This window comes from Vibrio astriarenae, from assembly GCF_010587385.1.
GTDB lineage: Bacteria > Pseudomonadota > Gammaproteobacteria > Enterobacterales > Vibrionaceae > Vibrio > Vibrio astriarenae.
In genome coordinates this window covers 504,656-519,658 of record NZ_CP047476.1, presented here as the reverse complement: position 1 = coordinate 519,658, position 15,003 = coordinate 504,656, and the positions used below count along the sequence as shown (strand labels likewise).

Genomic DNA, 15,003 nt, shown 5'->3' with positions numbered 1-15,003 from the left:
ACTTAACTCTTCTGCATTTCCTAGCGATGAAGATCAAACCGATCGGCATCCATCACCTTATGCCACGCACTAATAAAGTCATCGACAAATTTACGTTTATTGTCATCTTGAGCGTATACTTCAGCGTAGCTGCGCAAAATCGAGTTCGAACCAAACACTAAATCGACTCTAGATGCCTGATACTTCACTTTGCCGGTCGCACGTTCAATAATGTCGTAATCACCTTTACCGGTTGGCTGCCATGCAAACGCCATATCCGTTAGGGTCATAAAGAAATCATTGGTTAAATGACCCACATTATCAGTAAAAACACCATGTGTTTTGCCACCATGGTTCACACCAAGCACTCTCAAACCACCGACTAAAACCGTCATCTCGGGTGCTGTCAGGTTCATCAACTGAGCTCTATCTAACAGCATCTCTTCTTCAGATACGACATAGTCAGCTTTCACCCAGTTTCTAAACCCATCATGTAATGGCTCTAAAACGTCAAACGAAGGCTTATCCGTCATCTCTTCGAGCGCATCGCCACGTCCCTGTTCAAAAGGTACATTTGCATCATAGCCTGCGAGTTTGGCCGCACTTTCAATAGCGACACTACCGGCTAACACGATGAGATCCGCCATACTCATAGATGTGCCTGTAGACTGTTTAATAGATTCTAATTCAGTGAGAACTCGGGCCAACCGTTCGGGCTCGTTACCTACCCATTGATTTTGGGGAGCAAATCGAATTCGCGCACCATTTGCGCCACCACGACGATCAGAGTTTCGATAGGTACGTGCGCTATCCCACGCCGTCGCGATAAACTCGCTATCAGGGATGTCTGACTCTGCAATCCTCTTCTTCAACTGTTCAATATCATCATCGGTTAGACGACACTCCGCTGACGGCACAGGATCTTGCCAAATCAAATCTTCTTCTGGAATCTCTGGGCCCAAGTAACGCGCTTTCGGCCCTAAGTCGCGGTGGGTGAGCTTGAACCACGCTCTTGCAAATACCTCAGAGAAATAGTCAGGGTCTTTGTAGAACTTGTCAGCGATTTTTCTGAACTGCGGATCGAACTTAAGAGCCATATCCGCATCGGTCATAATTGGATTGTGACGCTTACTGCTATCTTCTGCATCAAGGGGTTTGTCTTTTTCATCAATGACTACGGGTTCCCACTGCCAAGCGCCAGCAGGGCTCTTCGTCGTCCACCAATCATGATTCAACAATAGTTCAAAGTATCCGTTATCCCACTGCGTCGGATTGGTTGTCCATGCCCCTTCCAATCCACTGGTGACAGCGTCACTACCTACACCTCGTTTGGATTTATTTAGCCAACCTAACCCTTGGTCTTCGATGTCAGCCCCTTCAGGTTCTGGGCCTAAAAGACTCGCATCACCATTACCGTGACACTTACCCACCGTATGTCCACCCGCTGTCAGAGCCACGGTTTCCTCATCATCCATCGCCATACGTTGGAAGGTTGCACGCATGTCGCGCGCCGTTTTAATCGGATCAGGTTTGCCATCGACCCCCTCAGGGTTCACATAGATCAACCCCATCATCACTGCAGCAAGTGGGTTTTCAAGGTCACGCTCTCCAGAATAACGCGTTCCCTCTCCCCCACTTGGTGCCAGCCATTCTTTCTCTGAACCCCAATAGATGTCTTTTTCCGGATGCCAGATATCTTCTCGCCCAGCCGCAAAACCAAACGTTTTGAATCCCATTGACTCATAAGCCACGTTGCCAGCTAATATCATCAAATCGGCCCATGAAATTCCATTGCCAAATTTTTGCTTAATTGGCCAAAGTAATCGTCTTGCCTTATCTAAGTTGCCATTATCAGGCCAGCTATTTAAAGGCGCAAAACGCTGATTGCCACGACTAGAGCCTCCGCGCCCGTCGGCGATTCTGTATGTACCTGCAGAATGCCAAGCCATGCGGATCATCAAACCACCATAATGCCCCCAGTCTGCTGGCCACCAATCTTGGCTCGAAGTCATTAGGTCTGTAAGGTCTTGCTTTAGCGCTGAATAATCGATGGCATTAAATGCGGTGACATAATCAAAATCACCGCCCATTGGATCGGGTTTGGTGTCATGTTGGTGCAGAATATCGAGATTGAGGGTTTTGGGCCACCAGTCAAACTCTGTTCGGTCACTTGTGGTATGCGCACCGTGTGCGATGGGACATTGAGATTTTCTATCGGTCATGGCTTACGTCCTTATCTGAACTAACTCAATCAGTCTAGACAAGAGTTGACCATTACCATGTGGAATATGTCTCGATTTTGCGTCAATTTTTGTAAATTATACTGCCTATACATAGATAATTTGGCTCTGTTGAACTCTCAACAAAGCCAAATGTTCACTCGATTAGCACTCGGTGAATACGCGCTCTTCAGCCCAACGAGCTTTTGGAAGTTTAGCGTTAAAGTCTTCTTCCGAGCGATGGCCTAAAGCGACTAAAACCACAGATGTGTAACCTTGCTCTTTTAGACCAAATTCCGCATCCAATTTTTCAGCGTCGAAACCCTCAATAGGCACCGCATCAAGACCTAGCGTCTTAGCGCCCAATAGCAGCGTACCTACATTCAAATACACCTGTTTTTGCATCCAATGTTCTGCATCATTAAGTGTCTCACGATGAAGTCCAACGAAGAAACTGCGCCCAGCATTCACCGTTTTCTTCACGTCTTCGTTTGGATAGCGCCCTGCCTGATCCTCTAGCTCCGCGAGTGCGGCGAGATATTCATCGTCAATCGAGGTTTTTGCGCAGAATACAACGACATGAGAGGCATTCTTTACTTTCGTGTCGTTAAATGCAAAACCGTCTTGTGTCCCTTTGGATACACGCGCCTTGCCCTCTTCCGTCCCGGCAATGATAAAGTGCCAAGGCTGAGAGTTTACACTCGAGGCACTGTGACGAATCAACTCTTTTACTGCCGTAACTTGTTCTTCTGTCAGTTTTTTAGAGCTATCAAACGCTTTGGTTGAATAGCGAGACTTAGCTGCTTCTACAATATGCACGACCTTCTCCTAATTAGTAAACGTATGTATTCAGTCGATGATGAAAAATCACTCTACCCCTTGTTAGCACAGAGATAAAGTGACCTATCAACAAAGTTATAGCTTACCCACAGTTATGACTCTGCATGTTGGGCCAACACCTCATTGACTTCGCTCACTCTCGCTTCTGGTGAACGACTGTGACCACCAATCAACAGATAAAGACTTGGTATCACATATAACGTGACCACCGTCGTTAACAGCATGCCGCTGAATATCACAACCCCCACTGCAAACCGCGTCTCTGAGCCTGCACCGGTCGCGATTAACATCGGAATCGAGCCAAGCAAGGTTGTCATGGCAGTCATCACGATTGGGCGCAAACGCTGCTCTGCCGCGTTAACAATGGCTTGCTTAACTTCTTGTCCTTGGTCGCGCAGCTGATTGGCAAACTCGACAATCAAAATACCATTCTTAGTGGCCATACCGATGAGCATTAACATACCGAGCTGTGAATAGAGGTTGAAACTTTCTCCCGCAATCAGAATGCCTGCCAAGCCTCCAAGTAGACCAATCGGCACCGTTAACATAACAATGGTTGGACTAACAAAACTTTCGAACTGGGCTGCCAACACGAGATAAGAGACAAACAGAGCGAGTACAAAGATCAACCAAACCTCTCGTTGGTTGTCGTAGTAGTCTTTCGATTCACCTGCGTAATCATAGGTGTAGCCAGGTGGTAACATCGGCTGAACCGCCTCTTCTAAGTAACTTAACGCCTCTCCAAGCGTTACGCCTTCAACCAGATTCGCTTTAAGGTTAATCGACTTCTTACGTTGATAATGGAACAAGCCACGCGCTGAGGCGACATCGTTCACGGAAACCAAAGTATCTAGAGAAATCAGCGCGCCGCCGTTTGAGCGCAAGTAGACTTTGCTTAAGTCAGCTGCAGAGTTGAAATGCTCTTCATTGGCTTTCAAATAAACATCATACTCTTCACCAGCCTCTTCAAAACGCGTCTCTGTCGCGCCACCCAGCAGAACTTCAAGTGTTGAGGCAATATCATTGACACTCACTCCTAAGTCTCTCGCTACCTCACGATTGACGGTGAGCAGCATTTCCGGTGTTGTTGGGTTGTAATCAAGCTTCGCACCGTCCATTTTGCCACTCGCTTCAGCAAGCTGCTCTAACTCTTTCGCAATCTCATAAATGACATCATAGTCTTCCCCTTGGAGTACAAACTGTACAGGCTCTCCCATTCCACCACCAAAGCCCGGTTGATATGGGAACACTTGTACGTCGGTCACGTCTCGCGTCAACTCTTTAATGAGATTCACAACTTGCGTCGCGTTCATATCACGGTCGTCCCAGTGTTTCAGGCGGATAATAAAGAAGCCTTGGTGATCAGCCCATGTTCCGAAAGCAGGTGTTGAATAGTTGAGAGAGGCGACAGGTCCATCTTCATCGGCAAGCGGCATTAAACGATGATTGATTTGCTCCATACTACGAACCATACGCTCATAGCTGGTCGCCTCGATACCACCGACATACACGTTGACTGCGCCTCTATCTTCCACCGGAGCGAACGCTCGTTGTTGTGCACCGTACGAAAAGTAGAGTCCAACCGAACAGAGGGCCAATACAAATAGTGAGAAGGTTTTCCACTTGAGGACACCCTCAAGTGTCTGCCTATAACCCATTTGAGTGCGTACCACACTGGCATCTACCCACTGACATACTTTGCTTGGGGTTTCCAACTCATTCCTAAATAGGCGTTCACTTAATACTGGTCCGAGGGTTAGCGCGGCGATTGATGAGAATCCAACGGCCGCGGACAAGATAACAGCGAACTCAGCAAACATGTTACCAAGTTTCCCTTCCAAAAAGATCAATGGAAGGAAAGTCATGATGAGCACTAGAGTCGTTGCGATGACGGCAAAGTTGAGTTCTTTCGTCCCTCTAAAAGCAGCCACCATTGCAGGTAAACCATTTCGACGGTGACGTACAATGTTCTCAACCACCACGATGGCATCATCTACCACTAATCCGATAGCGAGAATAAGTGCCATCAGAGTCACTAAGTTGATTGAGTAACCACATAGATATGCTACAGAAAATGCTGAAATGAGTGACACAGGCACGGTAATAGCAGGTACAATTGTAGTAGACAGTCGCCCAAGGAACAGATACAAAACAGAAATCACCAACACCGCTGTGATCGCAAGCGTTATGTAAACCTCTTTGATTGCTTCTCTGATAAAAACGGTACTGTCGTAATCGACTTCAAGCTGAACACCCTCTGGGAGAAAGTGTTGCAACTGTTCAAGTTCACGCTGAACGGCATCAGATACGGTTAACGGGTTAGCTTGTGACATTGCAACGATGCCAAGTCCCATACTGTCGACATTGTTTGCCTTGAAGGTCGTTGTCTCTTTCTTTGCCCCAACGTAAACTTTCGCAATATCCTTTAACAGCACAGATTCACCATCTTTCTCAACGATCTGCAGCTGCTCAAAGTCATCGACTTTTTGATACAAACGCTCTAATCGAACCACGACATTAAGTGACTCATTTCGAACGTATCCAGCAGGAAGCTGTAAGTTCTCAGCTCTGAGTGCACGAGTCACGTCTGTCGTTGTGAGTTCTCGTGCTGCAAGTTCTATCGGGTCTATTTCAACATAGAGCACACGCTCGATAACACCGGATGTGTTAATCGAACTCACACCAGGTAACAAGCTTAGACGTTCAATCAAAATGCGTTGCGCATAGTCGCTGAGCTCAACACGATCGTGTTTGGTACTCGTTAGATTGAGCCACATGAAGGGGTCACCTTCACTACTATTCTTACGCACAACAGGCTCATCAACATCATCGGGCAGTCTTCCCCTTGCACGTCCAACGGCGTCGCGAACATCACTGACCGCCTGGATCATGTCGTAGCCCGGCTTAAAGGTGATATTGACACCAGACCAACCATCCCAAGAAGATGACCAGATATAGTCTATGCCATCAATGCCACTTAATTGATCTTCGATCGGTTTAGTGATCTGACTTTCAACAATGGATGAAGCACTGCCTCGATAGGGCGTGCCTACCGAAACAACACTACTTTCGACATCTGGCATCTCGCGAACCGCAAGCATGCTTGCGCCGACTAAACCAAAAACAATAAAGAGTATATTAAGGACAACCGCCGACGTTGGGCGGTACATAGCAAAATCTGACAGCTTCATTGTTACTGCTTACCTTGTGTTGATTCAGTATCAATGGTTTCAATTACTTCGATTTCTGCGCCGTCACGTAACTTCACTGTTCCACGATAGACGATCTCTTCGCCAAGATCCAATCCAGACAAGACTTGAACCTGCTCGCCAGTGCGCTCCCCGAGGCTAACAGGTCTTTGCTCGACGACAGAATCATGAACTACGTAGACGTAGCGCTGATGGCCCCGATAGACCACAGACTGCAGCGGGATCGTTACTTCAACTTGAGAAGGTAACGTCAACTCACCCATAACTAAGCTACCCGGTGTTAGACCCGCTTTATGGTTATCAATTAAGAATTGCGCCTGAATACTCTGAGTTTGATTACTCACACGTCCATCTAAACTGGTTAGGGTAGCGGTCACTTTGGCACTGTCTTCAACACTGGAAAGATCAGTGGACTGGCCAATGGATAGCTGACGTAAATAAGAAGCTGGTATCGCTACGTTCAATCTCAGCTTGCTTGGGTCATCGAGTGTGGTCAGCACGGTATCTGAGTCGACATTTTGACCGACACTGACATCCACCAAACCAAGGCGACCACTAAATGGCGCTGTGACTTGCTTGTCTTGTAGATTTGCCGTTGCAATATCGAGTTCTGCCTGCTGCATTTCGACGAGTGCTTGTGCTGCATCGACATCCGCTTGTGTGACGGCACCATTTGGCAACAAACGCACTAAATTATTGTATTGTCTCTCGATTTCTTTGAGGTTGGCTTGCTCTCGCTGAACGACAGCGCGTTGATGACGGTCGTCTAGGCTAAACAGAAGTTCTCCTTTCGCTACTAACTGGCCGGAACTCACCAAAACTTGAGTAATTCGACCTTTTTCTTCTGGTTTTATCTCTATCGATTGGTGTGCGAACGTATTACCCAACATATGGACACTACGTTGTAGGGTCTGCTGATGACTAAAGGTCGTATCGACGGTTAACGTTGTAGATACTGAAGGCTCTTCATTTTCAGAAGTATGGAGTGAGAATGCGGTGAAGCCTGCTAGAGCGGTGACACCGGCGAAAAGCGCATATTTTTTCATTGCTGACGAAAACGGTTACAAGAAGCAAAAAGAGAACGCCATTTTACCCGGAGTGCAAGCCAGAAGACCTAGCAGGCTTCAAACTATCGGCATTTGTAATAAATATTTATGAACAAATAATGCTACAGAATGTAAACAAGAGGATTCAAGAGCAAAAATCGATTCATAATTTATTGCAGTTTATTAGAAATAGACACGCAGTCCCGCGCGTGCTTCCCAGTCAAATTCCATTTCATCCAAGTAAAAACTTGGACCTAAGTCAATATAAAAGCCCAGTGGGTTTGCGTTGATTTCGACACCAATGCCTGGGGTCAGAGCAATATTGTGCTTATCTCGATCGACGTAATGACCTCCCGCAAACACGTAAAAAGGAGTATTGTTAATACCGAAAACTTTGTTTACCCCGACACCAAAGTTGTCATCAAGGCTCACATTCATTCGTAATGAATTGTGTTTTAACTCAAGTCCCCAATACGGATTACCAACCATCACACCAACGCCCGTTTGTGCGATGGCAGGCTTGATAGACAGAACTGAAATGAGTAAAGCGAGAGAAGTGATTAAACGCATAGTGTACCTTAGTTCATCGTAAAGACGCGCAAACTAACAGATAACGATACGAATAGAATGTGGCGTTCGTGAGTTTGACGAAACACTCACATAACTGGCTATCTAATCAACTATGTCTGTGAAAAACCAAACATAGCTGATTGTAATCACAACACTTTTCTAAGCTGAGTTAAATTTAAAGGTTTGTAAAAGTAGTACCCTTGCAGATATTGAACACTCGCAGCATCTAGATAGTCGACCTGCTCTTTAGTCTCAACTCCCTCCGCAACAATATCGACACCCAATCGGTGCCCTAGCTCTATGATGGTTTGCAATACGGGAGTGTTGACTGAATCGATACCAATGGTGTCTACAAAGCACTTATCGACTTTTAACACGTCAAAACTAGTTTGCTGCAATACAGCCAGTGAAGTGTGCCCCGTACCAAAATCATCGATTGATACTTTGATGCCGATATCTCTTAATTTGGTTAGCGATTGACGCGCATTTTCATCTAGCAATTGACGTTCCGTGACTTCAACACACAAGGTAACGCCTAACTCTTTGAGTCCATTTTGAATTTCTCTAAGGTGGTCTAAATGTTGTGATTTGTGTAAATACTGAGGTGGTACGTTAACACCAATATATTCGACGCCCACTTCTTCCATGCCACACAAGTCTCTGTACACACGGTCCAACACATAGGTTGTGAGTTTATTAATCAAACCATGTTCTTCGGCCAAAGGAATGAATACATTGGGACCTATGAGGCCCATCTTCACATGCTCCCAGCGGGCTAAAGCTTCTAGTGCAATGATCTTTTTAGCTTCAGAAGCGATGACAGGTTGGTAAACCAAAAACAATTCATCTCTATCAAGGCCACGTTTCAAGTCTTCGACAAGAGAATCGCGTTTAGTGAAATAGCGCCTAAATGCGACGAACGATGATGACAACAATAAAGAAAGAACAATTCCTTGAAGAATGACATAGCTAATCATGTGTTGAACAAACGAAGTTTTTGCTTCTACAATAATTTCATAGCTATATTTGTTGGATTTTGCTTCAACATGGTGTTTGTCTGACGTAAAAGCATCGTATTCTGGATAGGTTTGTTTACCAACACGAAACTTCAACTGCCCGACTCTGTCACTCACCTGCCTGCCAATATTCGCTTGCAAATACTCGCGATCAATGACCGAAAATACACCGGAAAACGCATCATTTTCATCAACAGTGGCAACGACCAACGAACGCTTTGATGGGTCACCAGCTCTGTTATAGAGATACTCGCCTGTCTTGACCCCTTTAGACCCGAATAGATGGCGAAGATCGACGTGAGCAGAACCTACGCGAGACGAACAAATGACAATTCCATCTTGAACAAAAAACATCTCACGATAAGTACTGTCAAAAAACAGCTCATCAGTAAAATCCTCACAATTAAAACTAACACCCTTAACTTGCTCATGTTCGAAGTAGAGCTCTTCGACAATACCGTCCACTCGACGAACAAAGCTATCTGCATATTGCTCTAAGGAGTCCGTCACTCGACCTAGTGCAATAGCAACCGAACCAGGGACTATGATAAGCAGCGGGAATATCAGGATAACGAGCCAGGATTTGAGTTCTAAAGTGAATTGTCTATCTGGATTCATAACTGTCGAACACCAATGTCGTTAAAATAATAACTAGGCGAAATATTGTCTTACAAAGTAACTGGAATAGAAAGGCTTGAACTATTTATTTTTCAGTGTTTTAACAAAAATATTAGTACAGTAAGAGTGTTCTACTTAGATTCGGGTAAAATTGAGCCAAAGTCCATGCTTTAAAATATTAGAGGCCTCGTTGATGAGGCCTCTAATGATAATTACTCTGAATTTTCTATCACATCATCAGTAAAGTCTGTTTGCCAAAACTTGTAACCCTGAACGGTAGCTTGTGCGGCGGCACCCCATAACGCGCTTTGATATATCTTCACACCTTCAACATCGAATGAAGTGTTTGCGGCTGCTTGCCCGCCCTCACCTTCGGCTTGTGCTGTCGCATCTGCTTTGGCACCTGCATCCCACCCGGTCTCTTCAAAGCGTTTCATAGCTGCAGCATCATGATAGGCATAAACGAACGCAATCTTCTTAAAGCCGATCCCAACGCCTGCCCCCAGTGATGCAAAGCGGTAATAGTCGATACTTCCACCTTTGTGGTAAGTACAAATACCACCACCTGATGCAGCAGCAAACAAGTAGCTATCTGAACCCGTGCACACTAAATATGAAAGCGCTCCTGAAACTGCCGCTTGAGCACCATCATGTTCAGCATAAATCTCTTGAAGGGCTGACTGCGTCTCAGCACGGGCATTCTTTTTTTTGGCTTCTGGAGTATCCCCAGTCGCACAGCCCGCAACAACAGTCAGTATACTTATTGCCAACAACGCTCTCTTCATGTTCCCTCCTTGGGAAAGGTGATAAGACTCAATAACATAGTAGTACATGCTATGAAGAGTGCGAGTTATATGACGTTATTTACAACATTCGGCGGTCTTAATACTACGAGACACCTTTCTCGTATTGTTTATTGGTCGTGTTCAGCAATACATCCGTAACCGCCTGTTCATCGCACTCTCCTTTTAGCAGCGATGTAAACAGTTCAATTAGACGAGCTTCGTCAACCAATATGTTGGTTTCTGTCTTTATTTTCCTCAAATCGATGTTGAAGTGAGTAAAGGTAGAACGTAGGTCTTCAAGTGCCGCTAAATTCAATGTGTTTTTATCACTGTAAAGACTATTAAATGAACCCGCTTTTTTATCGATAATATAAGGGTTATCTTTGAGGTTTAAAATTGAGGCATGTTTTGAACAACGCTTCATACACCCGCGGTTCATTCTCTGCTTCTTGCACCCGACACTCTGAATAAACAAACACTGACGGCTAGTCAGTAGGGTCAAAGGTTGATAGAGCGTGTAGTACAACTGGAAATTTTCAGGTCGATATAAACGCTTCATCTGATTTTTATTGAGTTCAGATGATACATAGGCTCCAGCACCGTGTAGCTCATCATTAATACACTTGAATGCAAATGAGTTGGTGAGATTAAGCTGTGGACCTGCCACCCATTCGATATTTAACTCAATGGCCAGCTGAGCAACACCAAGGTTGTTAGTCACAATTTTATCCGGACGCGCACTTGATAAAAGTTCCCTCGCCGCTTCAAAGTGCTGGCTAATCAGTACAGCTGGGAATACTGGAACCATACGAGGGTGTCGTTTCAATTGACGTTTGGTCACATCGACAAAGTCAGCCAGAGCGTCAGGCAGTTGATACATAAACTCTACGTCTGGGAACTGGTCGATGAGTTCACACTGGTGAACATCGGAGATCAAAACAGATAAAGTGTGTGTTTGGTCCGTGTATTTGTCGCTGCACGGAGATGGCATTTCAAAACCATCAATTTCAATCGCACCTTTTAGGCTACGCCTACTGGCCGTGGTAATTTCCATCTCCGCCGTCGCTCTATCTACTGCATTGATGATGTCGGTTTTTTTGTCATACAAGGCCTGCTTAACCGATTTTATTTCCAACGGAGTGTCGGCTTTAGCCAGACGGCTAAAGTGTGTCGGTGCAAAATCTCTCGGGTTATCGATGTACATATCACGATGGATATCGCCCTTGAGGTAGCCATTAGTAAAGTCACGGTTAAATACCGTATACAACTCTTGAGTGTCTTCTGATAACGATTTGTCACTACAGAGTGCATCGATCTGTTGGCGCCAATTATCGACCACTGTATAAACGTAGTGTGACTTCTTGATACGACCTTCCACTTTAAGAGAGTACACACCTGCTGCAGCCAGTACCTCAAGGTCTCCGAACGCAGAATTGTCTTTCATATTTAACGGGTAATCTTTACCCATTTCTGTTTGTTGATATTGCTCACGACAAGGTTGACTGCAACGACCACGATTCCCAGATGCTCCATTTCGCGCTGAACTGATGTAACACAAACCTGAAAAACCAATACAGTAAGAGCCGTGAACAAACACTTCCATTAACACGTTATGCTCACGCCCAAACGTTGCTAGTTGTGCAATTTCATCAATGTTTAACTCACGAGATAGGTTAACGCGGCTAGCACCTAGCTTACCCAATAGAGCAATTTGACCTTCGTTATGCGTGTTCATCTGCGTGGATACATGCATATCTAATGCTGGGAAATGGTGCTTCAAGATATACGCCAAGCCTAAATCCTGCACAATCACGCCATCAATCTTTGTGTCGAGAAGTTGCTGTAGCAAACGAACGATCGCTGGTATTTCGCTTTCCAATACCACAATATTGAGAGTGAGGAAGATTTTGCAGTCATATTGATGAGCAAGCTCGAGTACGCTATCAAGTACATCAAGCGTTATATTTGCGGCACGGTTACGCGCATTGAAACGATCTAGACCGCAATATATAGCATCCGCACCAGCGGCAATTGCCGCTTTAATGGATTCTAAATCACCACCAGGGGCCAGAAGTTCAAATTGCTTTTTGTCGTACACAAGGCTTACCTACTAAAGAGAACTGCAAAAGTTCGGTATTGTAGCGATCTAGTTCACATATTTCGACCCTATCACCCAAATATAGCCCGTGAAACTTCACCATGAAATTAATGAGATTTGTTCAGGTAGTCACGATTCCCTATTCATGTAAGGGCTTTCATCACACTTCATTCTTTCGTCCGCTATTCGGTATGAACCTATGCACAGTACATTATTTAGGTTAATGGATAAGTACCAAGGAACAGATATGAAGAAGAGTAAACTGCACCTGTGTATCCTCACGAGCATTTTGATTTCGAGTGGTCATGCGTTCGCCGATGAGATGATCCGCAATGGGCAATTTAATGGCATTGATGGATGGTGGACTGCCGGTGGACAAGTGAGTACAGACGATAACCAAGCTTGTATGAAAATAACTAACCCTGGTAGTGACCCGTGGAGTGTTATCTTAGGTCATGGCGGCGTGGGATTAGCGGAAGGCGAGACCTATACCATCTCATTCAATGCTTATGCGGATGTTAACACTCAGGTCAAGACTCTGATTCAACATGAAGGTCCTCCCTACACTCACTACTTTATCAATGACACAAAAATTAGCACCGAAAAGCAAAAGTTCACCTTTGAGTTTACACAAGATAAACCAAGTGATGCCGGGGGTGAGTTTCAATTCCAAATGGGCGCACAAAAACCCGCTACCGTTTGTATCAGCGACATGTCTATACAAGGTAAGCCTTATGTTGAAGTCGTTGAAAACTCGCCTATTCGACACAATCAGCTAGGCTTCCTCCCTCAAGCCGATAAGTTTATCTTCATTGCGAGCGACTCCAAAGAACCGTTGCGCTGGACCCTAAGCAACGCTGAAGGTATCAATGTTGACATGGGGCGCACGGAACCTTTTGGCACGAATAAAGCTTCAGGTGAGGGGCTTCACCGAATCAACCTAAGTCACTATAAATCTGAAATGAGTGGACTGACCGTTGCGATAGAAGATGATAAAGGTGTTCCTTTTGACATTTCTAGTCAAATTTACAATCGCTTAAAATACGATGCCCTCTCCTATTTCTATCAAAATCGAAGTGGTATTGAAATCAAACCCGAGTTTGTACAACGCGACGATTTGGCTCGCCCTGCTGGACATCCTTCTGATGTCGTCACCTGTTTTGACAAACAAGACTCTTGGGGTAATGACTGGCCGGGCTGTGATTTTACAATCGATACAACCGGCGGCTGGTATGATGCTGGCGATCATGGCAAATATGTCGTTAACAGCGGCATCTCAACTTGGACATTGTTAAACCTATATGAACGCGGGCTGTGGTTAGACAATGCCCAAACACCATTTAACAGCGGTAATGTCACCATCCCGGAACAAGGTAACGGTGTAAACCCACTCCTTAGTGAAGCTCGCTGGAACATCGAGTTTATGCTTGCGATGCAAATACCTGAAGGAAAGCGTGTTTATGCGCCTATTGGTAACCAATCGAGTGACCAAAGCTTGAAACTCACCGAGATAGACGCATCAAACCTCGCATTCCATAAAATCGCTGATGAAGCATGGACTGGAATGCCACTGCCACCACATATGGACACACAGAAGCGTTATGTTGGGCAACCAAGTACTGCTGCAACTTTAAACCTAGCTGCAATCGGCGCACAATGTGCCCGCATCTGGAAAGAGATAGATCCAGAGTTTTCTAAGCAATGCTTGAACGCTGCTGAAAAAGCTTGGCAAGCAGCTGAAAAACACCCTGAGATTTATGCCTATGATAATTTCAACGGTTCGGGCCCTTATGGTGACTTCGAACTCGCTGATGAGATTTACTGGGCAGCGAGTGAACTGTTTATCACAACAGGAAAAGACAGTTATAAACAGGTCGTTGTAGACTCGCCTCTCTATTTAGATACACCTAAAGCAAATCTTGAGGCGGATGGAGACATCTTTTGGCAATACACTGCACCCCTTGGCACGATCAGTCTTGCGGTCGTTGAATCCAAACTCGACAAAAAAGAAGTCGAAAAAGCGCGTAAAGCGATCATAGAGACCTCTGATAACTATGTGAGCCAGTTAGCAAACGAAGGGTATCACATACCCTATACCGTAGAGGAGTACCCTTGGGGTTCCAATTCAAACCTTGTCAATCGCGGTATTTTCTTAATCTATGCGAATGACTTTACTGGTGATACGAAATATATCAAGGCAGCAGCTAACGCAATGGACTATGTGCTGGGTGCTAACCCGATGAACATCTCCTACATCACTGGTCACGGTACGAATGCAGCTCAAAATCCACACCACCGATTCTGGGCAAAAGCTGCTGATGAAAACTACCCCGCTCCAGCACCAGGAGCACTCATAGGTGGGCCAAACTCCATCAGCTTTAGTGACCCAGTCGCCGCACCTTTGAAGGGAAATTGTATTGGGCAAACCTGTTATCGTGACAACATCAACGCATGGACGTTGAATGAAATCACTATCAACTGGAATGCACCTTTGGTTTGGGTAGCCAGCGCTTTGGATGAAGGGAAACTCAACTGATTTTCAACTTTCAAACGTTGTACCAAAAAAAACGCCCCATATTAGGGGCGTTTTTGTGTCGCATAGGTAACTTGTGCTGGAAACTGG

9 protein-coding genes are annotated in these 15,003 nt (G+C 45.3%); 1 reads left to right on the top strand and 8 read right to left on the bottom strand.

Annotated elements, in window-relative coordinates:
• Positions 1 to 20 precede the first annotated feature (20 nt).
• The 8 genes from katG to GT360_RS16600 form a co-directional block, all read right to left on the bottom strand.
• Positions 21 to 2,201 (bottom strand): catalase/peroxidase HPI, encoded by a 2,181-nt coding sequence (katG, locus tag GT360_RS16635; RefSeq protein ID WP_164650084.1) that lies wholly within the window; start codon positions 2,199 to 2,201, stop codon positions 21 to 23.
• Between the two features lie 162 nt (positions 2,202 to 2,363).
• Positions 2,364 to 3,017: an oxygen-insensitive NAD(P)H nitroreductase gene (nfsB, locus tag GT360_RS16630; RefSeq protein ID WP_164650083.1), complete on the bottom strand. Its 654-nt coding sequence runs from the start codon at positions 3,015 to 3,017 to the stop codon at positions 2,364 to 2,366.
• 113 nt (positions 3,018 to 3,130) lie between these two features.
• Positions 3,131 to 6,229, bottom strand: coding sequence for an efflux RND transporter permease subunit (locus GT360_RS16625; RefSeq protein WP_164650082.1), 3,099 nt, complete (start codon positions 6,227 to 6,229; stop codon positions 3,131 to 3,133).
• Between the two features lie 2 nt (positions 6,230 to 6,231).
• Positions 6,232 to 7,293 carry an efflux RND transporter periplasmic adaptor subunit gene (locus GT360_RS16620; protein WP_164650081.1) on the bottom strand — a complete coding sequence of 354 codons (1,062 nt, stop codon included), beginning with the start codon at positions 7,291 to 7,293 and terminating at the stop codon, positions 6,232 to 6,234.
• Between the two features lie 183 nt (positions 7,294 to 7,476).
• A complete protein-coding gene (locus GT360_RS16615) occupies positions 7,477 to 7,863 on the bottom strand; it encodes a hypothetical protein (RefSeq protein WP_164650080.1) in 387 nt (128 codons plus the stop codon).
• Between the two features lie 146 nt (positions 7,864 to 8,009).
• Positions 8,010 to 9,497: an EAL domain-containing protein gene (locus GT360_RS16610; protein ID WP_164650079.1), complete on the bottom strand. Its 1,488-nt coding sequence runs from the start codon at positions 9,495 to 9,497 to the stop codon at positions 8,010 to 8,012.
• A gap of 212 nt (positions 9,498 to 9,709) precedes the next feature.
• Positions 9,710 to 10,282 carry a lipid-binding SYLF domain-containing protein gene (locus tag GT360_RS16605; protein ID WP_164650078.1) on the bottom strand — a complete coding sequence of 191 codons (573 nt, stop codon included), beginning with the start codon at positions 10,280 to 10,282 and terminating at the stop codon, positions 9,710 to 9,712.
• Between the two features lie 103 nt (positions 10,283 to 10,385).
• On the bottom strand, positions 10,386 to 12,380 hold the full coding sequence (locus GT360_RS16600; RefSeq protein ID WP_164650077.1) for a peptidase U32 family protein: 1,995 nt from the start codon (positions 12,378 to 12,380) through the stop codon (positions 10,386 to 10,388).
• A gap of 247 nt (positions 12,381 to 12,627) precedes the next feature.
• Here GT360_RS16600 and GT360_RS16595 point away from each other — a divergent pair, with 247 nt between their 5' ends.
• The gene (locus GT360_RS16595) at positions 12,628 to 14,916 is read left to right on the top strand and encodes a glycoside hydrolase family 9 protein (RefSeq protein ID WP_164650076.1); all 2,289 of its coding nucleotides are present in this window, start codon (positions 12,628 to 12,630) and stop codon (positions 14,914 to 14,916) included.
• Positions 14,917 to 15,003 lie beyond the last annotated feature (87 nt).

Coding starts and splice junctions, on each gene's coding strand:
- katG (WP_164650084.1), bottom strand. CDS start 2,201: ATGACCGATAGAAAATCTCAATGTCCCATCGCACACGGTGCGCATACC.
- GT360_RS16625 (WP_164650082.1), bottom strand. CDS start 6,229: ATGAAGCTGTCAGATTTTGCTATGTACCGCCCAACGTCGGCGGTTGTC.
- GT360_RS16620 (WP_164650081.1), bottom strand. CDS start 7,293: ATGAAAAAATATGCGCTTTTCGCCGGTGTCACCGCTCTAGCAGGCTTC.
- GT360_RS16615 (WP_164650080.1), bottom strand. CDS start 7,863: ATGCGTTTAATCACTTCTCTCGCTTTACTCATTTCAGTTCTGTCTATC.
- GT360_RS16610 (WP_164650079.1), bottom strand. CDS start 9,497: ATGAATCCAGATAGACAATTCACTTTAGAACTCAAATCCTGGCTCGTT.
- GT360_RS16605 (WP_164650078.1), bottom strand. CDS start 10,282: ATGAAGAGAGCGTTGTTGGCAATAAGTATACTGACTGTTGTTGCGGGC.
- GT360_RS16595 (WP_164650076.1), top strand. CDS start 12,628: ATGAAGAAGAGTAAACTGCACCTGTGTATCCTCACGAGCATTTTGATT.